This window comes from Stenotrophomonas sp. Steno-C15, assembly GCF_056393265.1.
The window spans coordinates 25030-49902 of sequence record NZ_JBWJPF010000004.1 but is presented as its reverse complement, the minus strand read 5'-3'; the positions used below and the strand labels follow the sequence as shown (position 1 = coordinate 49902).

The following is a 24873-nucleotide window of genomic DNA, read 5'->3' as shown; positions in this document are numbered from 1 at the left end:
AATCCGCACACCGCCCGTCCACGCGCTGCCGATTAAGCAAAATTTCACGACTCCGTCACCTGCCGGAAACCTAGATTGGCCCGTCCCGGACCTGATCCGGCGACAGCCCTCAACGCAAGGTTTTCCAGTTAGGAGAGAAGCTGTGAAACACCCGATCCATCGGCCCGCCAGCCGCCGTGACACCCTGGCATCGTCCATCACTCACATCCTTACCGGCAGCGCCCTGCTGCTGGCCGGCGCCGTGGTTTCCTCCTCCGCCTTCGCCCAGGAGCAGGCCACCAATCTCGACCGCATCACGGTCACCGGCTCGAACATCCCGCGCACCAATACCGAGACACCGTCCCCGGTGCAGGTGGTGACCCGCCAGGAGATCGACCGCACCGGCAAGACCACGGTCGCCGAATACCTGCAGACCCTGACCGCCGACGGTTCCGGCTCGATTCCCAAGACCTTCGGCAACGGCTTTGCCGGCGGCGGCGCCGGCATCTCCCTGCGTGGCCTCGGCGCCGGCTCGACGCTGGTGCTGTTGAATGGCCGCCGCATGGCCACCTACGGCCTGGCTGACGATGGCCAGAAGGTCTTCACCGATCTGAGCACCATTCCGCTGGATGCGGTGGAGCGCGTGGAAGTTCTGAAGGACGGCGCATCGGCGATCTATGGCTCCGACGCCATCGCCGGCGTGGTCAACATCATCCTGCGCAGCGATTTCCAGGGCGCGATCCTGCGCGGTTCCTACGGCGTCTCCGGCGACGGCGACGGCGATGCCAAGAAGGCGACGCTGACCGCAGGCACCGGCGACCTGGCCACCGATGGCTGGAACGCATTCTTCAGCCTGGACGTCGGCAAGACCGACGCGATCAAGATCGGCGATCGCAAGAACCGCAAGTGGATCGGCACCGGTGACATCCGTCGCTGGGGCTATTCCGCCGCCGACGCGCAGTTCCTGGGCGGTGCCTACCTGTCCGGTGGTACTGCCGGTGGCGTGGGCCCGAACGGCTCGGTGTTCGACGACCGCAATGTCGACGACGACAATCCCGCGTTCCTGGTGGCTCTGCCGGGCTGTGCCAATCTGACCAGCATTCCCGGCCAGACCGATGCGACCGCACAGCAGCAGGGCTGCCTGTGGGATCCGGCGCAGAAGTTCCGTGACCTGAGCCCGGAAGAGAAGTACATCAACGTGTTCGGACGTGCCAGCTTCGCCTTCGGCGAAGGCGGCGAGATCTACACCGAGATCGGCTACTCGAAGAAGGAAACCACCTTCAGCAACACGCCCTCGGGCGTGTCCGGCGGCTGGGGCTACCCGGAAGGACCGGTCAACGCCAACAGCGGTTCCGGTGCCACCGTGCTCGGCCCGGATCATCCGGACAACCCGATTCCCGGCCAGGCCTCGCGCCTGCGCTATTCGGCCTGGGACGTTGGTCCGCGCGTGACCAACAACACCAACGAGTTCAACCGCTTCCTGGTGGGCGTCAAGGGCAACTGGGGCGACTGGAACTATGACACCGCCTACCTGCACTCCGGCACCGACCTGATCAACCGTCGTACCGGCTTCCTGCACTACGACAACGTCCGCTGTGCACTGGCAAACCCGAACTGTGCCGGTGGCGTATGGCGCATCGGCGACAACGCCAACCTCAACTCGCAGGCGCTGTACGATTTCATCTCGCCGGAGATCAGTGCACGCGCCAAGTCCAGCCTGGACATGTTCGACTTCACCGTGTCGCGCAGCCTGATGGACCTCAAGGGTGGCCCGCTCGGCCTGGCGATGGGCACCGAGTGGCGCAAGACCAGCAACAGCCTGACCCCGCAGACGTTCACCGACACCGGCGACATCATCGGCCTGGGCTACTCGGCCTATGACGGTACCCAGAACGTGTACGCCGGATACGTCGAACTGTCCGCGCCGGTGCTGGAACAGCTGGAGCTGTCCGGTGCACTGCGCTACGACAAGTACGAGAGCGGTGAAGGCAAGGCGACGCCGAAGCTGGGCGTGAAGTGGACCCCGGCCGACTGGATCGCGCTGCGCGCCAGCTACGCCGAAGGTTTCCGCGCGCCGAACCCGGCCGAGAACGGCGACGGTGGCCTGGCCGCCTTCTCCAACGCCCGCGACCCGGTGCGCTGCGCCATCAGTGAAGCCGAATGCACCGCACGCTCGGTGGCGATCATCACCCGCCCCAACAGCGACCTGAAGCCGGAGGAATCCAAGAGCTATTCGGTGGGTATCGTGCTGCAGCCGACCTCCTCCACCTCGATGACGGTGGATGCGTGGCAGATCAAGCGCACCAACGAAATCGCCCAGGGCAGCACCGCCGACGCCATTGCCGCCGGCAACGTCCTGCGCGACACCAACCTGCTCAACGGCATTGCCGGCACCGGCAGCATCCTGGCGGTCAACACGCAGTACATCAACGCCGCTTCCACCCGCGTGCGCGGTATCGACACCGATATCCGCCAGACCTTCGATATCGGTCCGGGCCAGCTGGAAATGGATCTGCAGTGGAGCCATGTGCTGAAGTTCGAGCGCACCGATGCTGACGTGACGGTCGACTACGCCGGCACCCACGGCAACTGCGACGTCACCAACTGCATCGGCACGCCCAAGGACCGCATCAACTTCGGCACCACCTGGAGGCAGGGCCCGTGGAGTGTCAGCGGCGTCGCCAACTACATCAGCAAGCTGGAGAACAAGGACCGCCGTGGCGGCGACTACCTGGCGTTCTACGAGGATGGCTCGCCGGTCGAGAAGATCTCCTCGTTCACCACCTTCGACCTGTCCGGCCGTTGGAACATCACCGAAGCCTTTGAACTGAACGCATCGGTGCAGAACGTGTTTGATCGCATCGCACCGCTCGATCCGACCACCTATGGCGGCGTGAACTACAACCCGCTGCACTTCAGCGGAGCCATCGGCCGCTACTTCACGGTCGGTGCCAAGTACACCTTCAACTGATCGTCGCTGCAGCATCACCTTCGGAGGCCCGGGCACATGCCCGGGCCTCCGTCGTTGCAGATGTTGCATGCGGCTTCACGGCACTGCCGCTACTGTGCCCCTGCGGCCGCGCTGCCGCAGGGGAGATTCATGGCTGCGACCTCACAACGGCTGGGCCTGGCTGCACTGACCGCTCTGGTGGTCGGCTCGATGGTCGGCGCCGGCATCTTTTCCCTGCCACAGAACGTGGCGCGCAGCGCCGGTCCGGCCGCCGCGATCATCGGCTGGGCGGTGAGTGGCGCCGGCATGCTGATGCTCGCCTTCGTGTTCCAGGCCCTGGCCAACCGCCGGCCGGACCTCGATACCGGCATCTACGCGTATGCGCGGGAAGGCTTCGGCAACTACATCGGCTTCTCCGCGGCATGGGGCTACTGGGTTGCCTCGGTACTCGGCAACGCAAGCTTCTTCGTGCTGATCTTCAGTGGCCTCGGCCACTTCATGCCGGTGTTCGGTGAAGGCAATACGCCGGCAGCGGTGGCTGCCTCGTCGCTGTTGCTATGGACCTTGCACCTGCTGGTGCTGCGCGGACTGCGCACTGCCGCCATCGTCAACGGCCTAGTCACGGTGGCCAAGCTGCTGCCCATTGCGTTGTTCCTCATCCTGGCCGCCGGCGCGTTCCGCATGGACGTGTTCGGCGCCGATTTCCTGGGTACGCCCGCACTTGGCGACCTCGGCCAGCAGCTGCGCGGCATGATGCTGGTGACCGTATGGGTGTTCATCGGCATCGAAGGCGCCAGCATCTATTCCCGGCGCGCTGCGCGTCGTGCCGATGTAGGGCGCGCGACCGTGATCGGCTTTCTCGGCGTATGGCTGCTGCTGGTCCTGGTGAGCCTGTTGTCGATGGGCGTGCTGTCGCAGGCCGAGCTGGCTGCCCTGCCCAATCCATCGATGGCCTACGTGCTGCGCGCCATCGTCGGCGAATGGGGCGCGACCGTGATCATCATCGGTTCGATCATCTCGGTGCTTGGCGCCCTGCTGGCCTGGGTACTGCTGTGCGCCGAGGTGCTGTATGCGGCTGCCGGCGACGGCACCATGCCCGCGTTCCTTGGCCGCGAGAATGCGCGCGGCGTGCCGGCCAATGCGCTCTGGCTGAGCAACGGCCTGATCCAGTTGTTCCTGCTGCTGGTGCTGGTGAATTCCGGCAGCTATACCGGCCTGGTACTGCTGGCTGCATCGATGAGCCTTGTGCCCTATTTCCTGTCCACGGCATTCGGCGTGCAGCTGGCCTGGCGTGGTCAGGCCTATGCGGGCGGCGAAGCAGGAATCCGCTGGCGCGACTTCAGCGTCGCGCTGCTGGCAAGCGCATACGCGCTGTGGCTTGTGTATGCCGGTGGCCTGCACAACCTGCTGCTGTCGGTGCTGTTGTATGTACCGGGCGTAGCGCTGTTCGCGCTGACCCGTCGCCAGCGTGGCGAACAGGTGTTCACGCCTTGGGAGTGGGTGCTGTTCGGCGCCATCCTGGCCGTTGCGATCGCCACACTGGTGGCGTTCTGGCGAGGAGCGCTGACTCTGTAGAGCAAAAAAAAAACCTGCATCTCGCGATGCAGGTTTCTGAAAGTGGCGCCCGAAGTTGGACTCGAACCAACGACCCCCTGATTAACAGTCAAGTGCTCTAACCGGCTGAGCTATTCGGGCAGACGAACAGTATAACGGCTCTTCACGCGCGATGGTAGGGGTGATTTGCAATCATTGCGGCGGCCCGGTACAGCTGTTCCGCCACGACCAGCCGCACCAGCATGTGCGGCAGCGTGAGCGGACCAATCGACCACTTCTCGTCGGCCAGTGCCGAAACTTCGGGCGAATGCCCCTCGGGACCGCCGATCAGGAACGCCAGGTCCCTGCCCTGTCCCCGCCAATGCTCCAGGCGCTGCGCCAGCTGTTCGGAACTGAGCTGGCGGCCGGGCACATCCAGCGCCACGACGTAGGCATTCTTCGGCAGCGCGGCGATCACCCGCCGGCCCTCGTCCTCGGTGGCACGGCGTGGATCGCGGCCTTTGCCGCGCAGGCCGGGCTCGATCTCGACCAGCTCGAACGGCAGCCAGTGCGAGAGCCGCTTCTGGTACTCGGCGAACCCCTGCGCGACCCAACTGGGTGCGCGTTCACCGGTGGCGATCAGGCGGGCTTTCATCAGCGCTCCTCGAAAACGTCGACGGCGCCATCGGCGCCGTCGAAGGGATGCATCAACGTGCGGCTCAGGCCACTTCGTCGTCGCTGGACGGCGGCTGGTCACCGACCGTCCACAGGCGCTCGAGGGCGTAGAACTCACGCACGCGCGGCAGCATCACGTGGACGATCACGTCGCCCAGATCGACCAGTACCCACTCGGCTTCGCGCTCGCCCTCAACCCCGAGCGGCATCACGTCGATCTTCTTGGCGAAGCGCACGACCTCGTCGGCGATCGACTTGACGTGGCGGGTCGAAGTACCCGAGACGATCACCAGGTAATCGGCAACGCTGGACCGGCCGCGCACGTCGATCTCGACCAGGTCCTTGGCCTTCAGGTCTTCGGTGGCTTGACGGACACTGGCCAGCAGTTCCGGCACGGACGGCGGCGGGCTGGGCAGATCGACCTTGATGGTCTGGGGCTGGGTCTGGTTGCTCAAAGTGGATCGACTCGATAAACGTGGGGGCGATTATACGGGGATGGCGCGGTCGCGGCATTCACGGTGTTGCCGGATGGTACAGCCGCTGCGCGGCCACGTAGTCGGCCACCGCCGGCGGCAGCAGGGCACGCCAGGGCCCTGCCGCGGCGATCTGCGCGCGCACGGCGCTGGCCGATTCCCCGCGCAGCGGATGGTGCAGGCGCAGGATGCGGCCGGCCGGACTGGCAAACAGGTCCTGTTCGCTGTTGGCCCACCGCCCTTCCAGGACACGGCCGAGCTCGCCGTCGACCGAGGCCTGCAGTGGACTGCCCGGCCGCTCCGCCACCACGAAGTGGGCCAGGCCGAACAGCGCCTCCCACTCATGCCAGCCGGGCAGGCCCAGCAGGCTGTCGGCGCCGACCAGCCAGGCCAGGGGCCGGCTGGGACCGAGCTCGCCGCGCAGTTCGCGCAGGGTATCGACGGTGTAGGACGGGCGACCGGGAAAGCGCGCGGCCCGATCCAGTTCGTGCCGGTCCAGCAGCAGCCCCGGCTCGTCGCCGATGGCCAGCGACAGCATCGTGCAGCGCTGTTCGGCGGTCGCGCCGGGAACCGGGCGGTGCGGTGGATCGGCCGCCGGCAGCATCCGCACCGCGACCTGCAGCTCATCGCGCGCGGCGCGCGCGATCGCCAGGTGCCCCAGGTGCACCGGATCGAAGGTGCCCCCGTAATAGACCCGCAGGCTCATCGATCAGGCCCGGGCCAGCAGCCGCACGGCGCGCGGCTCGGCCACGGCCACCAGCAGGCGCTCCAGCGCCAGCCAGGCGTCGCCGTCGGCGCGCCCCTTGGCGATGCGGTCGACCAGCCCGGCCTCGGCCACGAAACGTTCCCAGCGCTTGCCTTCCGGATGCCGCTGCAGCGCACGCTTGTACGGTGCCTGCCGCGACTCCCAGATGCCGCGCGATTTCATCTCGGCGGCAAGGTTGCCACCGCGCGCCTGCACCCGTGCCAGCCCGGCACCTGCCAGCAGTTCCCGGATCACGATCGGCATCAGCGCGGCCACCGCCTCGCCTTCGCCGCGCAGGCCGGCAAGCATGCGCAGCACCGCCGCCGGTTGCCCGGAGAACGTGGCTTCCACCAGCCGGAATACGTCGTAGCGGGCGGCATCGGCCACCAGCGATTCCATCCGTTCCACGTCCAGCGCGTGCCCATCGGCCAGCAGCGCCAGCTTGTCGATCTCCTGCGCCGCGGCAAGCAGATTGCCTTCCACGCGCTCGGCCAGGCGCTGCACTGCGGCCGGATCCGCGCGCAGGCCTTTGCTGCGCAGGCGACGCTCGATCCAGTCGGGCAGTTCATGCGGCTTGATCGCCCAGGCCACCGACAGCACGCCGACCCGGCCCACCGCTTCAGCCCACTTGCCCTGGTGCGCCTTGCTCCATTCGTTGGCGGTGATCATCAGCACGACGTCCGGTGCCGGATCGGCGCAGAACCGGCTGATCACCTCGGCGCCGTCCTTGCCCGGCTTGCCACTGGGCAACCGCACTTCCACCAGGCGACGGGCACTGAACAGGCTCGGCGCGTTGAAGCTGGCGTCGAGCTGGCCCCAGTCGAAGTCGCGACCATCGGCGTCGAACACCTCGCGCTCACCGATGCCGGCGGCGCGCGCCCGCGCACGGACCGCGTCGGCGGCTTCCAGCACGCGCAGCGTCTCAGGACCGGCGATCAGGTACACCGGCGACAGCGGGGTATCAGCGCCCTGGCTGGCCAGCTGCTCCGGACGCAGTTCCATGCCGGTCCCGGTCAGGGCTTGATGGCCGGTGCCGGTGTCGGCTCGGCCGGAACCGCAGGATCGACCGGCTTCGGCGCGGACAGGCTGCCCCCCTTCGCGACTTCGGCACGGACCACGCTGTCGATGCGGCGGATGATCGAGGCCGACATTTCCCGGCGCAGTTCATCGGCCAGGATCTCGCGCTCGGTGGTGGTACCGGTCGCGTCGGTGGGCGGCGACACGTAGTCGCGCGACAGTTCGATCACCTGCTGCGGCACCAGTTCGCTGCCATCCTCGCGACGGAAGATGAAGATCACCGCGTAGCGCAGGCTGTATTCCTGCGCACGACCCTGCGAGTCGATCGCGATCGGCAGGTCGCCCCAGCGTTCGGACAACACCTGCAGCTGGGTGCTGGGTTCGTTGCCATCCTCGCTTGCCAGCTTGGCGCCGGACGCCTGCAGACTGCGGTTGAGCAGCTTGACCAATTCACTGTACGGGGCCGTGGAGACCACCTTCACCGGCGCGGTGTCGGTCGGCAACATCAGCTTGTTGCGCAGATGGAAGCCACAGCCGGCAAGGCCGAGGACAAGAACGAGGGCAAGCAGGAGTCGGGTCATGGAGAACAGTCTGGCGGAGCCGGGCGATCACGGCAACAGACAGCGTGCCCGAGACCGCGTGAACGCAGGGCCATCAACCGCATGCCCCCCGCGTTGCTGGAACACCGGCCGCCGGGAGGGCGGCCGGTGCGGGTACATCAGGCGGCGACGATGTTCACGATCTTGCCCGGGACGATGATGATCTTGCGCACCGTCAGGCCTTCCATGAACTTCGCTGCATTCGGCTCGGCCAGGGCCAGCGCCTCGACCTGCTCGCGAGCGGCGTCGGCGGCCACTTCGATGGTGCCGCGCAGCTTGCCGTTGACCTGCACGGCCAGGGTCAGCGCGTCGCGCACCAGCGCGCTGGCGTCGGCCTGCGGGAACGGCTGGTCCTCCAGCAGCGTCTCGCCATGGCCAAGCACCTGCCACAGGGCGTGGCTGGCATGCGGGGTGATCGGATTCAGCAGCAGCACGATGGCCTGCAGTGCTTCCTGGCGCACCGCGCGGCCCTGTTCGCTGCCGTCCTCGAACTTGGCCAGCGCGTTCATCAGTTCCATCACCGCAGCGATCGCGGTGTTGAAGCTGTGGCGGCGGCCATAGTCGTCGCCGACCTTGCCGATGGTCTCGTGGGTCTTGCGGCGCAGCGCCTTCTGGCCACCGTCCAGCGCGGCCACGTCCAGCGCGGGGGCGGCACCCTCGGCGGCATGCTTCTGCACCTGGGCCCACAGGCGGCGCAGGAAGCGGGCCATGCCGTCCACGCCGGCCTCGTTCCACTCCAGCGACTGTTCCGGCGGTGCGGCGAACATCGAGAACAGCCGCACGGTGTCGGCGCCATACTTGCCGACCATCGCCTGCGGGTCCACGCCGTTGTTCTTCGACTTGGACATCTTCTCGGTGCCACCGACCACCACCGGCTGACCGTCGGCGATCAGGGTCGCGCCGGTGATGCGGCCGCGCTCGTCACGCTGCACTTCCACGTCGGCGGGATTGATCCAGTCCTTGGAACCGTCCGGGTTCGGACGGTAATAGGTCTCGGCGATCACCATGCCCTGGCACAGCAGATTGCGGGCCGGTTCGTTGCTGTCCACCATCCGCGCGTCACGCAGCAGCTTGTGGTAGAAGCGGAAGTACATCAGATGCAGGATCGCGTGCTCGATGCCACCGATGTACTGGTCCACCGGCAGCCAGTAGTTGCCGCGCTTGTCCACGGCATCACGCGCGCCCGGCGAAGTGTAGCGCGCGTAGTACCAGCTCGACTCCATGAAGGTGTCGAAGGTATCGGTCTCGCGCTCGGCTGCACCGCCGCACTCCGGGCAGGTGGTCTTGCGCCACTCCGGGTCGGTCTTGATCGGCGAACCGGTGCCGGAGAACGCGACGTCCTCCGGCAGCACCACCGGCAGCTGCTCTTCCGGCACCGGTACCGCGCCGCACTTGGCGCAGTAGATCACCGGAATCGGGCAGCCCCAGTAGCGCTGGCGGCTCACGCCCCAGTCGCGCAGGCGGTAGTTGACGCGGCGCTGCCCCTGCGCCTTGCGCTCGAAACGCTCGGCCAGGGCTTCAAAGGCGCCCTGGAAATCCAGCCCGTCGAACTCGGCCGAATTGATCAGTTCGAAGGCACGGTTCTTGTCGCTGTACCAGTCCTGCCAGCGCGCGCCATCCCAATTGCGCTCGTCGTCATTGCGCGGATCCTTCAGCGCGATGACCTGCACGATCGGCAGGCCGTACTTGTTGGCCACTTCGTTGTCGCGCTGGTCATGGCCGGGCACGGCCATCACCGCACCGGTGCCATAGCCCATCAGCACGAAGTTGGCGACCCACACCGGCACCTTCTCGCCGGTGACCGGATGGATGGCGCGCAGGCCGGTATCCATGCCGCGCTTTTCCTGGGTTTCCAGCTCGGCCTCGGACACGCCGCCCTGCTTCATTTCCGACAGCAGCGCGGCCAGTTCCGGATTGTTCTTCGCTGCGTGCAGCGCCAGCGGATGCTCGGCGGCGATCGAGACGAAGGTCACGCCCATCACGGTGTCCGGGCGGGTGGTGAACACGCGCAGCGGATCCAGCACGCTGCCATCGACGTCGCGCACGTCGAACTGGATCTCCAGGCCCTCGGAACGACCGATCCAGTTGCGCTGCATGGTCTTGACCGATTCCGGCCAGCCGTCCAGCTCGTCCAGGCCGTCCAGCAGCTCCTGGGCGTAATCGGTGATGCGCAGGAACCACTGCGGAATTTCACGCTTCTCGACCAGCGCACCGGAACGCCAGCCACGGCCGTCGATGACCTGCTCGTTGGCCAGCACGGTCTGGTCGACCGGGTCCCAGTTCACCACCGCGTTGCGACGGTAGGCCAAGCCCTTGCGCATCAGACGGGTGAACATGCGCTGCTCGTGGACGTAATAGTCCGGGCGGCAGGTGGCGAACTCGCGCGACCAGTCGATGGCATAGCCCAGCGACTTCAGCTGGCTGCGCATGTGGTCGATGTTCTTGTAGGTCCACGCCGCCGGCGCGGTTTTGTTCTTGATCGCCGCGTTTTCCGCCGGCAGGCCGAACGCGTCCCAGCCCATCGGCTGCAGCACGTTGTGGCCGGTCATGCGCTTGTAGCGGCTGATCACGTCACCGATCGTGTAATTGCGCACGTGCCCCATGTGCAGCGCACCGGACGGGTACGGAAGCATCGACAGGCAGTAGTACTTCGGCTTGTCGGAAGTCTCGTCGACCTCGAACGCGCGGGTGGCGTCCCAGTACTGCTGGGCGGCGGATTCAACCTGCTGCGGGTCGTAGGCGTTGGGTTCAGCGCTGGTCATGGAACACGCGGATGCGGCGGCAAAGCGGTACAGCGTACCGCAGTGCGGCAAACGTCTCCAATCCTGTCCGACGGCTGTGGGCCCGGTGGCGGCCCCGCGACCGTCTCAACGGGCCCGCGACAGCGGCAGCGCCAACGCCAGCCAGACCGCCCAGCAGGCGAAGGCCAGCCGCTGCGACAGAGGCGCCGGCAGCACGCCCTGCAGGGCGAAGGCTGCCAACGCGGCAACCACACCACAGGCCAGCGCCACCCAGCCCAATGCCCGGCCCTGTGTGTCGCGCAGGCGCGCCGTGCCCAGCAGCAGGGCGCCGGCAACGAAGCCCAGCACCCATACCATCCAGGCGCTGGCATGCAGCTGGCTGGCCAGCCCGTGCAGGTCATCCACATCCAGCGGCAGCACGCCCATGGCGGCGAACGCCAGGCCGGCCAGCAGCAGCATCTGGCTGCCCACACGCGGGGCCCAGCCCGCGGTGGCCGGCAGCTGCCGGCGCAGGCATTCGGCCACCACCACCCCCAGCAGGCCCGGCAGCATGAAGCCCAGCAGATTGAAGCCCAGGGCATGCGGCATCCCCTGCGCGCCCAGCAACGCCACCGGATGGCGGGCCTGCGCATAGCCGTCGAGGCCGGCACCGAAGCCGATGACCGCAGCCACGAAGACGAGTGCGGCGATCACGCCCGACAGGCGCAGCGAGGGGGACGGCGACGACATGCAGGCTCCACGACAGCGGCAACAGGAAGGCCGCATTGTCGGCCATTTGCAGCGGCCCGGGTTGAGACGGACAGGTTCCGCCACCATAGAATCCCTCTCCAGATGCCAAGCGATGCCTCTTCCATGACCGAGACGACCTACGTATTCGACGCCACCACTGCGACCTTCGAGGCCGAAGTCCTGCAGAAGTCGCTGCAGACGCCGGTGCTGGTCGATTTCTGGGCCACCTGGTGCGGTCCGTGCAAGACGCTGGGACCGATGCTGGAAAAGCTGGCCGGCGAGTACAACGGCGCCTTTGAGCTGGCCAAGGTCGATGTCGACAAGGAACAGCAGATCGCTGCCGCCTTCCAGATCCGCTCGGTGCCGACCGTGTTCCTGGTCAAGGACGGGCAGCTGGTGGACGGCTTCCCCGGCGCCATCCCGGAGGGCCAGCTGCGCGAGTTCCTGGCCCAGCACGGCATCGTCCCCGCTGATGTCGGCGATACGGTCAGCGAGGAGGAAGCACCGCTGGACCCACAGGCACAGGTGGACGTGCTGCGCGCGCAGATCGCCGCCGAACCGGACAAGGACGAGCTGAAGCTCGACCTGGCCCTGGCCCTGCTGCAGATCGGCGGCGTGGATGAAGCCGGTACGCTGATCGACCGCCTGCCGGCCAACCTGGCCACCGACGACCGCGCCGTGCGCGCCCGTGCACGCCTGGCCTTCGCGTCCGCACTCAAGGACGCCCCGGCCGCCGAGGTGCTCGAATCACGCATCGCCGCCGACGGCAGCGACCTCAAGGCGCGCCATCTGCGGGGCGTGCAGCTGCTGCTGGAGGGCCAGGACGAGGCGGCCCTGGCCCAGTTCCTGGAAATGCTGCGGATCGACCGCGGTTTCGAGGACGGATTGCCGCGCAGGACCCTGATCGACGCCTTCAATGTGATCTCCGACGAGGACCTGGTCGGACAGTACCGCAGGAAGATGGCCTCGCTGCTGTTCTGAACGGAAGCCTGTCCCGTTCAGAATCCCTGCACTGAACGCGGGCGATAATGTGATCGATGGCGGCCGTTCGGCCGCCGCGATCCATTCGGGGGGATGAGGGTCGGGGCCATTGGGTCTTGCTGCTGCGCCTCCGCATTGCCGGGACTGCAAACTGTGACCTTCGTCCGCACTTCGCCTTTCATTACGCGCCTCCAACGTGTCCTGCTGTGTGCCCTCCTGCTGCTGCCGGCCATCGCCGCCGCACAGGACTGGAACTACCGGGTCCGTCCCGGTGACACCCTCTGGGACCTGGGTGGCCTGTACCTGAAGCCTTCCGTGCCCTGGCAACAGCTGCAGCAGCACAACCGCATCGCCAATCCCTATCAGCTGCCGCCGGGCCAGCTGCTGCGCTTCCCGATCAGCTGGCTGCGCACCGAGCCTGCGCCGGCACGGGTCCTGTCCGTGCGCGGCAAGGTCGGGCTGGTGGGCGGCGATGGCAGCGCCACCCGCGCGGTGCGGGCCGGAGAGCAGCTGCGCATCGGCGACACCGTGGAAACCGAAGGCGACTCCAGCATCACCCTCGAATTCGCCGATGCCTCGCGGTTGCAGCTGCGCGAGTATTCGCGCCTGCGCCTGGACCAGCTCAGCCGCTACGGCCGCACCGGCATGGTCGATACCCGCCTGCGCCTGCAGCAGGGCCGGGCCAGCAACCGGGTCACCCCGGCACGCGGCCCGGCATCGCGCTACATCATCGATGCACCGACGGCGACCAGCAGCGTGCGCGGCACGGTCTTCCGCGTCAGCGCCGGCGATGGCGATGCCGGCCGGATCGGTGCCACCGAAGTGCTGGAAGGACGGGTGCAGGTCGCCAACACCCACGGCCAGCGCCTTGTCCGTCCGGGCCAGGCCAGCCGCAACGCCAGCGCCGACAAGGCGCCCGCCGCCGTGGCCGCGCTGCTGCCGGCGCCGACGCTGCGCCAGGATGAGCTGAGACTGGCCCCCCTGCCGAGCCTGCTGGCCTGGGACCCGGTCGTCGGGGCCGACCACTACCGGGTGGAGGTGGTGCAGGCGGCTACCCCGGAAATCCTGCTGTTCGCCGCCACCACCGCCGACACGCGACTGGCGATCGGCGATCTGCCGCCCGGCGAGCTGCGTGTGCTGCTGCGTGCGGTCGACGCACAGGGCGTGGAGGGCCTGGACGCCAGTGCCGACTTCGAACTCAGCGACCAACCGCCGCCGCCGTTGACCGTCTCTCCGCTGCACGGCCAGACCGTCAACAGCGATCGCCCCCGGTTCCGCTGGACCCAGGCCCCGGGCGCGAGCAGCAGCGTGCTGCAGGTCGCTGCAGAACCGACGTTCACGCAGCCGCTGCAGGAGCAGGCCAGCACCGGTACCGACCTGCGCCTGGCGCAGCCCCTGCCGCCGGGCCAGTACTACTGGCGCGTTGCCTCGCGCGATGACAACGGCCACCAGGGGCGCTATGGACAAGCGCTGCCACTGCAGCTGACCAACGAACCGGTGGACCCTGCCCTGCAGCCGCCCGAGGCGGCGCATGGCCAACTGACCCTGCGCTGGCAGGCCGGCAGCGAAGGCCAGCGCTACCGCGTGCAGGTGGATCGTCGTGGCGACTTCGCCAGCCCGATGCTCGATGAAACCGTCGAGCAGCCCCAGGTCAGCTTCAAGCGGCCATGGAGCGGCACCCTGCACGTGCGCGTGCAGTACATCGACGACGACGGGCACGCAGGCGATTTCTCGCCCGCGCAGCAGGTCAAGCTGCCCTGCCGCCTGTGCTACGGCGCCGGCGGCGGCGGTGCGCTGCTGCTCTGGCTGTTGTTATGAGGCGTTCGCCGCTTCCATGGTCCCGACGGATCGCACTGGCCGTGCTGGCCGGTGTGCTGACCGCCGTGGCCAGCCATGGCCAGTGGCTGTGGCGCCAGGATGAAGCGGCCTACGACGCGATGGTCGGCGGCTGGGACTATCGACCCGACCCCAGCGTGCTGATCATCGCCATCGACGAAGGCAGCCTGCAGCGCATCGGCCAATGGCCATGGCCGCGCTCGGTACATGCGCGCCTGCTTGATCGCCTCACCGACGCCGGCGCTGAACGCATCGCACTGGACCTGATGCTGTCAGAACCCGACCGCCGCGACAGCCGCCAGGACGAAATCCTGGCCGCCGCGATCCGGCGCAATGGCCACGTCGTACTACCCGTGCTGGCGGCGCCGGCAGCCGGCGACCGCATGGCCGAGGAACTGCTGCCCATTCCACTGATCGCGGCCAGCGCTGCGGCGATCGGCCACAGCGATGTCGAAGTGGATGGCGATGGCGTCGCCCGTGGGGTGTACCTGCGCGCCGGCATCGGCCAGCCGCATTGGCCTGCGCTGGGCCTGGCCCTGGCCGGACTGCCCGCCAGCGCGATCGACGGCCTGCCGGATCCCGAGCCGGAGGTCGATTCCCCCTATCAGTGGCGCCGCGACGATTACGTGCGGGTGCGCTACGCCGGCCCGCCGGAACGATTGCCGCAGGTGTCCTATGCCGACGTGCTCGAGGGCCACGTGGACATGGCGATGCTGCATGGGCGACGCATCGTGGTCGGAATGACCGCCAGCGGCATCGCCCCGCGCCTCCTCACGCCGACCACGCGCGAGTACTGGATGAGCGGCAGCGAGTACCAGGCCAACATCGCCTCGATGCTGCTGCAGGGCAGGCAGATCCACGTCCTGCCACGGCTCTGCCAGGACGCCATCGGTGGCCTGCTGGTGGCGCTGTGCGTGATCCTCCTCGGCCTGCGCCTGCCCTGGCTGACGGCGCTCTGTTCGCTGCCGCTGGCCCCGCTGCTGAGCTGGGCGCTGCTGCGCGCCGGCAACCTGTGGTGGGCACCGGCCAGCGCGATGCTGGGCATCGTGCTGGTGCTGCTGGCCTGGGCGATATGGCGGATCGCGGCCTGGCACCGGCTGGCCAACCGTGACGCGCTGACCGGCCTGGGCAACCGGCTGCGTTTCGAACAGTCGCTGCAGCAGGAATGCGATGCCGCACGGCGCAGCGGCAAGCCACTCACGCTCGCGCTGATCGACGTCGATCACTTCAAGCACCACAACGACCGTCACGGTCACCAGGTCGGCGATCGCGTACTGCGCGAAGTGGCGCAGCAGATAGCCGCGCACGCGCGTCGCCCGCGCGACAAGGCGGCACGCTACGGCGGCGATGAGTTCGCGCTGGTGCTGCCGGATACGCCGGCCGAGGGCGCGCGGCAGGTGATCGAAGACCTCATCCAGAGCATCCGCGCCCTGCCCGCACCGGGTGAAGGCCATGGCGGCGGCATCACCCTGACCATCGGCGTCTATACCCGCATCCCCAACGGCGAGCTGCAACCCCACCATTTCGTGGAAGGTGCCGACGCGGCGCTGTACCAGGCCAAGGCCAATGGTCGCGACGGCTACGTGATCGACGCCGCAGGGTGACCCGCGCCGCGCACAGCTACAACATACGCATGCGAATGGTTAGACTTGGGGCCCGCCCCTCCGCCCTCGCGATGCACATGAACGCCCGCCTGTTCCGTTTCGGCATCAACCTGTGGCCGCCCTTCCTGTTCACCGGCATCCACGTCACCCGGGTCAGCCCGGACTACCGGCAGATCGACGTCGAGCTGCGCCAGCGCCCCTGGAACCGCAACTACGTGGGCACCCACTTCGGTGGCAGCCTGTTTGCGATGACCGACCCGTTCAGGATGCTGGGCCTGCTGCATATTCTCGGCCGCGACTACTACGTGTGGGACCGCGCCGGCGCGATCGACTTCCTCAAGCCGGGGCGCGGCACCGTGCGCACGTCGTTCCGCATCGACGATGCGCTGCTGGACGAACTGCGCGCCGACGCTGCCGGCGGCGGCAAAGTGCTGCGCTGGTTCAGCAACGATGTGGTCGATGAAAGCGGCGAGGTGGTCGCCCAGGTGCGCAAGCAGGTCTACCTGCGGCTGAAGCCGCACGCACGCTGATCCCGGCCGCATTCCCCCGCATCATCGGCAAGCGCTGGCCGCTACAATGCGCCCATGTCGCTCGAAGCCCCCTCCCTGGTCCCCCGCCCCTCCCTGCAGCGCCTGTTCCTGACCGGCCTGCTGACCCTGCTGCCGATCTGGCTCACCTGGGTCGTGGTCAAATTCGTGTTCGTGCTGCTGTCGGGCATCTCCAGCCCGCTGGTGGTGCCCCTGTCGGAGCAGATCGCGACCAGCTTCCCGCATTACCTGGGCTGGGTGCGCGCGGAGTGGATCCAGAACACCATCGCGCTGCTGGCGACGCTGCTGGTGATCCTGGCCGTGGGCGTGGCCAGCCGCCGCGTGCTCGGCCAGCGCCTGCTGCGCTGGATCGGCGCGGTGATCAAGCGGATCCCGCTGGCCAGCATCATCTACGACAGCGCCAAGAAGCTGCTGGACATGCTGCAGACCGAACCCGGCAGCACGCAGCGCGTCGTGCTGATCGACTTCCCGCACCGCGACATGAAGTCGGTCGGCCTGGTCACGCGGGTGATCAAGGAACACGGTACCGACCGCGAACTGGCAGCGGTGTACGTGCCGACCACGCCGAACCCGACCTCCGGCTATCTTGAAATCGTGCCGGTGGAACTGCTCACACCCACCGACTGGACCGTGGACCAGGCGATGAGCTTCATCATTTCCGGTGGTGCTGTGGCGCCAGCCAGCGTGCCGTTCACCCGCGCGGGCGAACGCACCGAATGAGCACGACGCCGGTCGAGCGCCCGCTGCAGGACCGCGCGGTCCTGCTGTTCATCGTGCTGGCCGCGTTCTTCTGCGGCAATGCCGTGCTGGCCGAGCTGATCGGAGTGAAGATCTTCGCGCTGGAAGACACGCTCGGCATCGACCCGCTGAACTGGAACCTGTTCGGCCAGACCGGATCGTTGAGCTTCACCGCCGGCACACTGCTGTGGCCGGTGGTGTTCATCATGACCGACACCATCAACGAGTTCTTCGGCAAGCGCGGGGTGCGTTTCATCTCGTGGTTGGCGGTGGTGCTGATCGCCTACGGCTTCCTGTTCGCTTTCGCGGCGATCTCGCTGGCGCCGGCCAGCTGGTGGGTCACCTCGATGAACGCCCATGGCGTGCCCGACTACCAGGCCGCGTTCGCCGCGGTGTTCGGCCAGGGCATGTGGACCATTGCTGGTTCGCTGGTGGCCTTCCTGCTCGGCCAGCTGATCGACGTGGCCGTGTTCCACAGGATCCGGCAGGCCACCGGCGAGCGCCACGTCTGGTTGCGCGCTACCGGTTCCACCGCGGTCTCGCAGCTGGTGGACAGCTTCGTGGTGATCTGGATCGCTTTCGTGCTCGGCCCGCAGCAGTGGCCGACATCGCTGTTCCTGGCGGTGAGCAGCGTCAACTACGTCTACAAGATGGGCTTTGCGATCGCCCTGATTCCCCTGCTGTACCTGATGCGCCGTGCGATCACCCGATACCTGGGTGTCGAGCGCGCGGCCGCGCTGCGGGCTGCGGCCGCGGCTGACTGAAGACCCAGCGGGCGCCAGCTGACTGCGCCCCCGCGCTGGCCGTACGCGGCCGGATCGTGCAAGCTCCACGGTCTGTGTTCCACGGAAGCTCCTGATGCCGTATTCCACCCGCGCCCTGGCCGCCGCCATTGCCGCGTTGTTCCTGTTCAGCGCCGTTCCGTCGGCCGAAGCTGCGAAGAAGAAGGCCAGCCGGCCCGCTGCGACGCAGAGCCGTCCGGCGGCCAAGCCCAAGGCGCGGCCCAGCACGCGCGCCACCGCACCGGCACGCAGCGCCACCCGCTCCCCCGCGCGCCCGGTCGCCGCCGCCCGCACTGTGCCCAAAACGGTCCAGCTGGAGCGCCTCTATGACGAATACTGGGATGCGTCGATGCGGTTGAACCCGCTGCAGGCGACCTTCCAGGGCGAAACCCGCTACAACGACCAGCTGCCGAACATCCTGTCCGCGGCGTGGCGCCAGCAGTCGCATGACTTCACCGTAGAGTGGCTGGGCAAGGTCGAGAAGATCGGCAGCGACGGCCTGCAGGGCCAGGACCTGCTGAGCTACGAGATCTTCGTGCGCGACGCGCGCGCGACCTTGGCCGCCGAGCCGTATCCCAGCTGGATGATGCCGATCAGCCAGTACTACAACGTCGGCAGCATCATGGCCATTCTCGGTGCCGGCGCGGGTGCGCAGCCGTTCAATACCGTGCAGGACTACGACACCTGGTCGCGCCGCTCGCTGGGCATTCCGGCGCTGTTCGACCAGGCCATCGACAACATGCGCCAGGGCATGAAGGCCGGTGTGGTGCAGCCGCGCGACCTGATGGAAAAAGTGCTGCCGCAGCTGGATGCGGTGATCAAGCCGACCGCCGAGGAAAGCATCTTCTGGTCGCCGATCCGGACCATGCCGGAGTCGATTTCCGCCGAGGACAAGGCGCGCATCAGTGCCGAGTACAAGCGCATGATCGAACTGCGCATCATGCCGTCCTACCGCGCCCTGCGCGGCTTCATCGCCACCGAGTACCTGCCGGCCACGCGGACCAGCAGCGGTCTGGGGGCCCTGCCCAATGGCCAGGCGTGGTACGCCAACCTGATCGTGCAGACCACGGCCAGCGAACAGACACCCGCGCAATGGCATGCGCTCGGCGAACAGCGCGTGCAGGAGCTGCAGGCGCAGATCGCCGCAGTGATGAAGGATGCGAAGCTGCGCGGCACGCCGACCAAGCTTCTGCGCAGCATGCGCAGTGATCGCCAGTTCCAGTATGGCGACGCCAACGCGCTGCTCGGCCGCTACCGCCAGGTGCAGCAGCAGGTCGCCACGCGCCTGCCGCAGGTGCTCGACACGCTGCCGAAGGCTGCCCTGGACATCCGTGCAGTGGAGCCCGAGCGTGCGCTCACCGCGGCCGCGGCCTCCTACCAGCCGACACAGCCCGGCGAGGCCGGGGTGCTGTATGTGAACACCCGCGACCTGCCCAGCCGCAAGCGCTGGAACGTGCCGGTGCAGTACCTGCATGAAGGCATTCCCGGCCACCACGTGCAGCTGGGTCTGCAGCAGGAGCTGGCCAAGCAGCCGCGCTTCCGGCGTGCCGGCGGCGACCTGGCCTTCATCGAAGGCTGGGGCCTGTACTCGGAAACGCTGGGGGAAACGCTGGGCGTCTACACCGATCCCTACGATCGCATCGGCTATCTCTCCTCGCGCCTGCTGCGCGCAGCGCGCGTGGTCGCCGACACCGGCGTGCATGCCCAGGGCTGGAGCAAGCAGCAGGCCGTCGCCTACCTGCAGAAGACCGTGGACATGAGCAGCGATGATGCCAATGCCGAAGTGGAGCGGATCATGGCCCAGCCGGCGCAGGCGCTGTCCAACGTCGCCGGCCTGACCACCCTGCTGGCACTGCGCGACAAGGCCAAGGCACGCCAGGGTGCGGCATTCGACCTGCGCCGCTTCCATGCCGAGCTGCTGAAGGACGGCTCGATGCCGCTGGACGTGCTGGAGCGGAAGATGGAACGATGGCTGTCACAACCGCCGGGGGCCGCGCCGGCCCCCTGATCGCCACGGAGCCCTCATGCGTCCCGCCACCGTCGTGTTCGCTGCCGTACTGGCCCTGCTGCCGCAGGCCGCGCCTGCCGCACCGGCGGTGATGCCGCCGGATGCGGGCATCGATGGCCTGATGCAGGCCTACGATGGCCAGGTGCCGGGAGCAGCGGTACTGGTGCTGCACGACGGGCAGGCGGTGTTCCGCCGCGGGTACGGCCTGGCGGTGGTGGAAGATGGCACTGCGGTGACCGCGGCCAGCAATTTCCGGCTGGCCTCGGTGAGCAAGCAGTTCACCGCCGCCGCCGTGCTGCTGCTGGTGGAAGAGGGCCGCCTGGGCCTGGACCAGCCAGTGCGACGCTGGCTGCCGGAACTTCCCACTGCGGCGTCCTCCGTCACCCTCCGTCACCTGCTGTCGCATACCAGCGGTCTGCCCGACTATGAGGGCCTGATGGACCCCGCCGACAGCCGCCAGGTGCACGATGCGGACGTGCTGGCGCTGCTCGCACGCGAGGACCGGCTGGATTTCACACCGGGCACTGCGTACCGCTACAGCAACAGCGGATATGCGCTGCTGGCGCTGATCGTCGGGCGCGCGTCGGGCCAGGATTTCGCCACCTTCCTGCAGCAGCGGATCTTCGGCCCGCTGCACATGACCCACACCGTCGCCCACCAGGACGGCGTCGATACGGTCACTGCGCGGGCCTACGGCTACAGCTGGCTCGACGGTCGCTGGCAGCGCACCGACCAGAGCACCACCAGTGCCGTGCTGGGTGATGGTGGCATCTATTCCTCGCTGGACGACCTCGCCCGCTGGGATGCCGCACTGTACGACGACCGCCTGCTGTCAGCCGCATCGCGGCGGGCCATGTTCAGCCAGGCCACCGCAACCACCGAACCGGACGTACCGCATTACGGCTTCGGCTGGCGCCTCAACGGCCGCATGCAGTGGCACAGCGGCGAAAGCATCGGCTTCCGCAACGTCATCCTGCGCTATCCGGACCGGCATCTGACAGTGATCGTGCTGAGCAACCGCAACGACCCCGAACCCTATCCGCTGGCGCTGAAGATCGCCCAGCGCTGGCTGGACATCCTGCAATGACCGACGATCCGACCGCCCTGCTGGGCATCCATCATGCCGCGCTGATCTGCAGCGACTATGCGCGCTCGAAGGATTTCTACGTGCGCATCCTCGGCCTGCGCGTACTGGCCGAGAACCACCGTGCCGCGCGCGATTCGTGGAAGCTGGACCTGGCACTGCCGGATGGCGGCCAGCTGGAACTGTTCTCGTTCCCGTCACCTCCGCCCCGGCCCAGCCGCCCGGAGGCACAGGGCCTGCGTCACCTGGCCTTCCGCGTGGCCGCGCTGGAGCCATTCATCCAGCGCCTGGCCAGCTGCGGCGTGGACTGCGAACCGGTCCGCGTGGACGAATACACCGGCCGCCGCTTCACCTTCTTCGCCGACCCGGACGGCCTGCCGCTGGAACTCTACGAAGTCGGCTGATGGCTCGGGGTCAGATCCCTTTTCCATCGGGAAAGGATCTGGCCCCACTCACCTGCTCGACCCGGCACCCCCTTCCCCATACCCCGCCGAATGGGTATACAGTCGGCGTGTACCGGCACCGTGCCGGAATGAACCCTGGGAGGGGACCATGCGCAAGACCTTCAAGACCCTGCTGCTGGCGCTGCCGCTGTGCCTGGCGGCGCTCTCGGCGCAGGCCGCCGATGGCGCGGCCGGCCGCTGGAAGACCATCGACGACAAGACCGGCCAGGTGAAGTCCATCGTCGAGATCAGCCAGGCCGCCAACGGCACGCTGTCCGGCAAGGTGGTGGACATCCTGCACTCGGACAAGGGTCCGAACCCGGTCTGCGATGGCTGTGAGGGTGCCAACAGGAACAAACCGGTGAAGGGCATGACCATCCTCTGGAACCTGAAGGCCGACGGCGCCAGCAAGTGGTCCGGCGGCACCATCCTCGACCCCGCCAACGGCAAGACCTACAAGTCGAAGATGGAACTGCAGCCGGGTGGCAACAAGCTGGACGTCTCCGGCTGCATCGCCTTCATCTGCCGGGCGCAGACCTGGGTACGCGAGTAAGCCACCGGCCCGTCCGTGCATTCCCGTGACCCGGCCCCGGCCGGGTCACCTCGTTGCGGGCATGCGATAATCTGCGGTTCCCCTCGGCTTCACCCCGCGACCATGACCCGTACCGCGCTCGTCACCACCGCCCTGCCCTACGCCAACGGCCCGCTGCATCTGGGCCATCTGGTCGGCTACATCCAGGCCGACATCTGGGTGCGTGCACGGCGAATGAGCGGCGGCAGGACCTGGTTCGTCTGCGCCGATGACACCCATGGCACGCCGATCATGCTCGCAGCCGAGAAGGCCGGGGTAACCCCGGAGGCCTTCATCGCCAGCATCCAGGCCAGCCACGAACGTGATTTCGCCGAGTTCGGCGTGGCCTTCGATCACTACGATTCGACCAATTCGGCAGCCAACCAGGCGCTGACCGAGGCGTTCTACCTGAAGCTGGAAGCGGCCGGCCACATCAGCCGCCGTTCGGTGGCCCAGTTCTACGACCCGGCCAAGGGCATGTTCCTGCCGGACCGCTACATCAAGGGCATCTGCCCGAACTGCGGCAGCGCCGACCAGTACGGCGACAACTGCGAAGTCTGTGGCGCGACCTACAGCCCCACCGATCTGAAGGAGCCGAAATCGGTGATCTCCGGCGCTACGCCCGAGATCCGGGATTCGGAGCACTTCTTCTTCGAGGTCGGCCGCTTCGAGGGCTTCCTGCGCGAATGGCTGGCCGGCGACGTCGCGCTGCCCGGGGTGAAAGCCAAGCTGATGGAGTGGCTGGACGCGGAGGGCGGCCTGCGCGCGTGGGACATCTCGCGCGACGCGCCGTACTTCGGCTTCCAGATCCCGGGCCATCCGGGCAAGTACTTCTACGTCTGGCTGGACGCGCCGATCGGCTACCTGTCCAGCTTCCAGACCCTGTGCGGCACGCTCGGCGAGGATTTCCAAGCCCACCTGCGCGCCGGCACCGCCACCGAGCTGCACCACTTCATCGGCAAGGACATCGTCAATTTCCATGGCCTGTTCTGGCCGGCGGTGCTGCACGGCACCGGCCACCGCGCGCCGACCCGCCTGCACGTCAACGGCTATCTGACCGTTGACGGCGCCAAGATGAGCAAGTCGCGCGGCACCTTCGTGATGGCGCGCACCTTCCTCGATGCAGGACTGGAACCGGAAGCACTGCGCTACTACTACGCGGCCAAGTCCGGCGGTGGCGTCGACGACCTCGACCTGAACCTGGGTGACTTCGTCGCCCGCGTCAACGCTGATCTGGTCGGCAAGTTCGTCAACCTGGCCAGCCGCTGCGCCGGCTTCATCAGCAAGCGTTTCGATGGCCTGCTCGCCGCGCAGCTGCCCGATGCCGCCCAGTACCAGCGCTTCATCGACAGCCTGGCGCCTATCCGCGAAGCCTACGAGCGCAACGATCCGGCGGCGGCGATCCGCCTGACCATGACCCTGGCCGACGAAGCCAACCGCTACATCGACGACGTCAAGCCGTGGGTGATCGCCAAGCAGGAAGGAGCCGACGCGCAGCTGCAGGCCGTGTGCAGCCAGGGCCTGAACCTGTTCCGTGTACTGGTCACCGCACTGAAGCCGGTACTGCCTTCCACCGCCGCCCAGGCCGAGGCGTTCCTGGCCGCGCCAGTGGCCGACTGGACCGACCTGGCGCAGCCGCTGCTGGCCCATCGAATCGCTGACTACACCCCACTGTTCACCCGTATCGACCCGAAGAAGATTGACGCCATGATCGACGCCTCCAAGGACACCCTGCAGCCGACCGCCGCTGCCCCCGCCGCCAAGGCCGACGCTGCCAAGCCGGCGGCTGCCGTGCCGGCCAGTGCCGCAACGGCCAGCGCCGAGGCACCGGCCTACATCGGCATCGACGACTTCGCCAAGCTCGACCTGCGCATCGGCAAGGTGCTGGTGTGCGAGTTCGTGGAGGGTTCGGACAAGCTGCTGCGCTTCGAGCTGGATGCCGGCGAACTGGGCAAACGGCAGATCTTCTCCGGCATCCGTGCCAGCTACGGCGAGCCGGAAGCGCTGGTCGGCCGCAGCGTCGTGTTCATCGCCAACCTGGCCCCGCGCAAGATGCGCTTCGGCCTGAGTGAAGGCATGATCCTGTCGGCAGGTTTCGATGGTGGCGCGCTGGCGCTGCTGGACGCCGACAGCGGCGCGCAGCCGGGCATGCCGGTCCGCTGATGCACTGCGCGGGTGCGGCCACGGCCGCTCCCGCCGGTCACGGCAACGACGGGACGCACCACGGGAGGCATCGGAATGGAACTGGCGCTGTTCGACTTCGACCATACCGTCACCACCTGCGATACCTATGGCCGCTTCCTGCGCCGCGTGGCCACCGCCGAGCAGCTTGCGCAGGCGTGGTGGAAGGTGGGTCCGTGGCTGGCGGCGTACCGGCTGAAACTGATCTCGGCCGAACGCATCCGCGCCCGCGTCACCCGCCTCACCTTCAGCGAGCGCCACGCCGACGACATCGCAGCGCTGGCCACCGGCTTCTCGCGCGAATTCCTGCCCGAGGTGGTGCGCCCGGAAATGCTGGAACAGATCCGCTGGCACAAGGAACAGCAGCACACCGTGGTGGTCGTGTCCGGTTCGCTGGATCTGTACCTGCGTCCCTGGTGCGAAACGTTGGGTCTTGAACTGATCTGCAACCGCCTTGAAAGCCGGGACGGACGCCTGACCGGCCGTTACCACGGCGGCGATTGCGGTCCTCGCAAGGTCGAGCAGATCCGTCGCCGTTTCGATCTGTCGCGTTACACGCGCATCCACGCTTATGGCGACAGCGCAGAGGACCGGCCGATGCTGGCCCTCGCCCACGAACGCTGGTTCCGTGGCAAACCCCTGAAATGATCCATACG

General features: G+C 67.6%; 21 protein-coding genes and 1 tRNA gene. 14 read left to right on the top strand and 8 right to left on the bottom strand.

Translation table 11 applies throughout. The features are described from left to right. Positions 1-142 precede the first annotated feature (142 nt). Both AC06FB_RS05125 and AC06FB_RS05120 read left to right on the top strand, forming a co-directional pair. Positions 143-2950, top strand: a complete 2808-nt coding sequence (locus AC06FB_RS05125) for a TonB-dependent receptor (RefSeq protein ID WP_065181829.1) — start codon at positions 143-145, stop codon at positions 2948-2950. Positions 2951-3079: 129 nt separating this feature from the next. After that, complete coding sequence (locus AC06FB_RS05120) at positions 3080-4504, top strand: basic amino acid/polyamine antiporter (protein ID WP_461289147.1); 1425 nt, start codon at positions 3080-3082, stop codon at positions 4502-4504. A 43-nt stretch (positions 4505-4547) separates the two neighbouring features. Here the strand turns inward: AC06FB_RS05120 and AC06FB_RS05115 are convergent. From AC06FB_RS05115 to AC06FB_RS05080, 8 genes are all read right to left on the bottom strand, one after another. Further along, positions 4548-4624: transfer RNA gene (locus tag AC06FB_RS05115), tRNA-Asn, on the bottom strand. 22 nt (positions 4625-4646) lie between these two features. Further along, the gene (gene rlmH, locus AC06FB_RS05110) at positions 4647-5117 is read right to left on the bottom strand and encodes a 23S rRNA (pseudouridine(1915)-N(3))-methyltransferase RlmH (protein ID WP_019662111.1); all 471 of its coding nucleotides are present in this window, start codon (positions 5115-5117) and stop codon (positions 4647-4649) included. 64 nt (positions 5118-5181) lie between these two features. Next, positions 5182-5592, bottom strand: a complete 411-nt coding sequence (gene rsfS / locus AC06FB_RS05105; RefSeq protein ID WP_053520119.1) for a ribosome silencing factor — start codon at positions 5590-5592, stop codon at positions 5182-5184. A 58-nt stretch (positions 5593-5650) separates the two neighbouring features. Further along, positions 5651-6316 carry a nicotinate-nucleotide adenylyltransferase gene (gene nadD, locus AC06FB_RS05100; protein WP_180876096.1) on the bottom strand — a complete coding sequence of 222 codons (666 nt, stop codon included), beginning with the start codon at positions 6314-6316 and terminating at the stop codon, positions 5651-5653. A gap of 3 nt (positions 6317-6319) precedes the next feature. Further along, positions 6320-7357: a DNA polymerase III subunit delta gene (gene holA, locus AC06FB_RS05095; RefSeq protein WP_053520121.1), complete on the bottom strand. Its 1038-nt coding sequence runs from the start codon at positions 7355-7357 to the stop codon at positions 6320-6322. A gap of 11 nt (positions 7358-7368) precedes the next feature. Next, positions 7369-7953 carry an LPS-assembly lipoprotein LptE gene (locus AC06FB_RS05090; protein ID WP_053520122.1) on the bottom strand — a complete coding sequence of 195 codons (585 nt, stop codon included), beginning with the start codon at positions 7951-7953 and terminating at the stop codon, positions 7369-7371. 137 nt (positions 7954-8090) lie between these two features. Further along, positions 8091-10733, bottom strand: coding sequence for a leucine--tRNA ligase (leuS, locus tag AC06FB_RS05085; RefSeq protein WP_074900259.1), 2643 nt, complete (start codon positions 10731-10733; stop codon positions 8091-8093). A gap of 105 nt (positions 10734-10838) precedes the next feature. Next, positions 10839-11441: a DUF998 domain-containing protein gene (locus AC06FB_RS05080; protein WP_478053434.1), complete on the bottom strand. Its 603-nt coding sequence runs from the start codon at positions 11439-11441 to the stop codon at positions 10839-10841. 123 nt (positions 11442-11564) lie between these two features. Here AC06FB_RS05080 and trxA point away from each other — a divergent pair, with 123 nt between their 5' ends. From trxA to AC06FB_RS05020, 12 genes are all read left to right on the top strand, one after another. Continuing rightward, positions 11565-12422 carry a thioredoxin gene (gene trxA, locus AC06FB_RS05075; protein WP_053520124.1) on the top strand — a complete coding sequence of 286 codons (858 nt, stop codon included), beginning with the start codon at positions 11565-11567 and terminating at the stop codon, positions 12420-12422. A 153-nt stretch (positions 12423-12575) separates the two neighbouring features. Next, positions 12576-14240: a FecR family protein gene (locus AC06FB_RS05070; protein WP_461289145.1), complete on the top strand. Its 1665-nt coding sequence runs from the start codon at positions 12576-12578 to the stop codon at positions 14238-14240. Continuing rightward, positions 14237-15862, top strand: coding sequence for a CHASE2 domain-containing protein (locus tag AC06FB_RS05065; RefSeq protein ID WP_262100418.1), 1626 nt, complete (start codon positions 14237-14239; stop codon positions 15860-15862). The genes AC06FB_RS05070 and AC06FB_RS05065 overlap by 4 nt, the downstream gene beginning before the upstream one ends. A 77-nt stretch (positions 15863-15939) precedes the next feature. Further along, positions 15940-16392 carry a DUF4442 domain-containing protein gene (locus AC06FB_RS05060; RefSeq protein WP_478053433.1) on the top strand — a complete coding sequence of 151 codons (453 nt, stop codon included), beginning with the start codon at positions 15940-15942 and terminating at the stop codon, positions 16390-16392. A gap of 54 nt (positions 16393-16446) precedes the next feature. Further along, a complete protein-coding gene (locus tag AC06FB_RS05055) occupies positions 16447-17130 on the top strand; it encodes a DUF502 domain-containing protein (RefSeq protein ID WP_053520126.1) in 684 nt (227 codons plus the stop codon). Beyond that, positions 17127-17912, top strand: a complete 786-nt coding sequence (locus tag AC06FB_RS05050) for a queuosine precursor transporter (protein ID WP_053520127.1) — start codon at positions 17127-17129, stop codon at positions 17910-17912. Before AC06FB_RS05055 ends, AC06FB_RS05050 begins: the two co-directional genes overlap by 4 nt. Before the next feature lie 94 nt (positions 17913-18006). Further along, entirely contained in the window at positions 18007-19938 is a 1932-nt protein-coding gene (locus tag AC06FB_RS05045) for a DUF885 domain-containing protein (protein ID WP_193396082.1), read from the top strand. 16 nt (positions 19939-19954) lie between these two features. Then, the gene (locus tag AC06FB_RS05040) at positions 19955-21025 is read left to right on the top strand and encodes a serine hydrolase domain-containing protein (RefSeq protein ID WP_368865918.1); all 1071 of its coding nucleotides are present in this window, start codon (positions 19955-19957) and stop codon (positions 21023-21025) included. After that, a complete protein-coding gene (gene gloA2, locus AC06FB_RS05035) occupies positions 21022-21426 on the top strand; it encodes an SMU1112c/YaeR family gloxylase I-like metalloprotein (protein WP_053519946.1) in 405 nt (134 codons plus the stop codon). The genes AC06FB_RS05040 and gloA2 overlap by 4 nt, the downstream gene beginning before the upstream one ends. A gap of 148 nt (positions 21427-21574) precedes the next feature. After that, on the top strand, positions 21575-22018 hold the full coding sequence (locus AC06FB_RS05030; protein ID WP_053519945.1) for a DUF2147 domain-containing protein: 444 nt from the start codon (positions 21575-21577) through the stop codon (positions 22016-22018). A gap of 102 nt (positions 22019-22120) precedes the next feature. Next, entirely contained in the window at positions 22121-24199 is a 2079-nt protein-coding gene (gene metG, locus AC06FB_RS05025) for a methionine--tRNA ligase (RefSeq protein ID WP_065174861.1), read from the top strand. Positions 24200-24274: 75 nt separating this feature from the next. Beyond that, a complete protein-coding gene (locus tag AC06FB_RS05020) occupies positions 24275-24865 on the top strand; it encodes an HAD family hydrolase (RefSeq protein ID WP_065174860.1) in 591 nt (196 codons plus the stop codon). Positions 24866-24873: the final 8 nt, after the last annotated feature.

What these genes read in the sequence shown, in the direction of transcription:
- AC06FB_RS05120 (WP_461289147.1), top strand. Translation starts at nt 3,080, where the DNA reads ATGGCTGCGACCTCACAACGGCTGGGCCTGGCTGCACTGACCGCTCTG.
- rlmH (WP_019662111.1), bottom strand. Translation starts at nt 5,117, where the DNA reads ATGAAAGCCCGCCTGATCGCCACCGGTGAACGCGCACCCAGTTGGGTC.
- nadD (WP_180876096.1), bottom strand. Translation starts at nt 6,316, where the DNA reads ATGAGCCTGCGGGTCTATTACGGGGGCACCTTCGATCCGGTGCACCTG.
- holA (WP_053520121.1), bottom strand. Translation starts at nt 7,357, where the DNA reads ATGGAACTGCGTCCGGAGCAGCTGGCCAGCCAGGGCGCTGATACCCCG.
- AC06FB_RS05090 (WP_053520122.1), bottom strand. Translation starts at nt 7,953, where the DNA reads ATGACCCGACTCCTGCTTGCCCTCGTTCTTGTCCTCGGCCTTGCCGGC.
- leuS (WP_074900259.1), bottom strand. Translation starts at nt 10,733, where the DNA reads ATGACCAGCGCTGAACCCAACGCCTACGACCCGCAGCAGGTTGAATCC.
- AC06FB_RS05080 (WP_478053434.1), bottom strand. Translation starts at nt 11,441, where the DNA reads ATGTCGTCGCCGTCCCCCTCGCTGCGCCTGTCGGGCGTGATCGCCGCA.
- trxA (WP_053520124.1), top strand. Translation starts at nt 11,565, where the DNA reads ATGACCGAGACGACCTACGTATTCGACGCCACCACTGCGACCTTCGAG.
- AC06FB_RS05065 (WP_262100418.1), top strand. Translation starts at nt 14,237, where the DNA reads ATGAGGCGTTCGCCGCTTCCATGGTCCCGACGGATCGCACTGGCCGTG.
- AC06FB_RS05060 (WP_478053433.1), top strand. Translation starts at nt 15,940, where the DNA reads ATGAACGCCCGCCTGTTCCGTTTCGGCATCAACCTGTGGCCGCCCTTC.
- AC06FB_RS05055 (WP_053520126.1), top strand. Translation starts at nt 16,447, where the DNA reads ATGTCGCTCGAAGCCCCCTCCCTGGTCCCCCGCCCCTCCCTGCAGCGC.
- AC06FB_RS05050 (WP_053520127.1), top strand. Translation starts at nt 17,127, where the DNA reads ATGAGCACGACGCCGGTCGAGCGCCCGCTGCAGGACCGCGCGGTCCTG.
- AC06FB_RS05045 (WP_193396082.1), top strand. Translation starts at nt 18,007, where the DNA reads ATGCCGTATTCCACCCGCGCCCTGGCCGCCGCCATTGCCGCGTTGTTC.
- AC06FB_RS05040 (WP_368865918.1), top strand. Translation starts at nt 19,955, where the DNA reads ATGCGTCCCGCCACCGTCGTGTTCGCTGCCGTACTGGCCCTGCTGCCG.
- gloA2 (WP_053519946.1), top strand. Translation starts at nt 21,022, where the DNA reads ATGACCGACGATCCGACCGCCCTGCTGGGCATCCATCATGCCGCGCTG.
- AC06FB_RS05030 (WP_053519945.1), top strand. Translation starts at nt 21,575, where the DNA reads ATGCGCAAGACCTTCAAGACCCTGCTGCTGGCGCTGCCGCTGTGCCTG.
- metG (WP_065174861.1), top strand. Translation starts at nt 22,121, where the DNA reads ATGACCCGTACCGCGCTCGTCACCACCGCCCTGCCCTACGCCAACGGC.
- AC06FB_RS05020 (WP_065174860.1), top strand. Translation starts at nt 24,275, where the DNA reads ATGGAACTGGCGCTGTTCGACTTCGACCATACCGTCACCACCTGCGAT.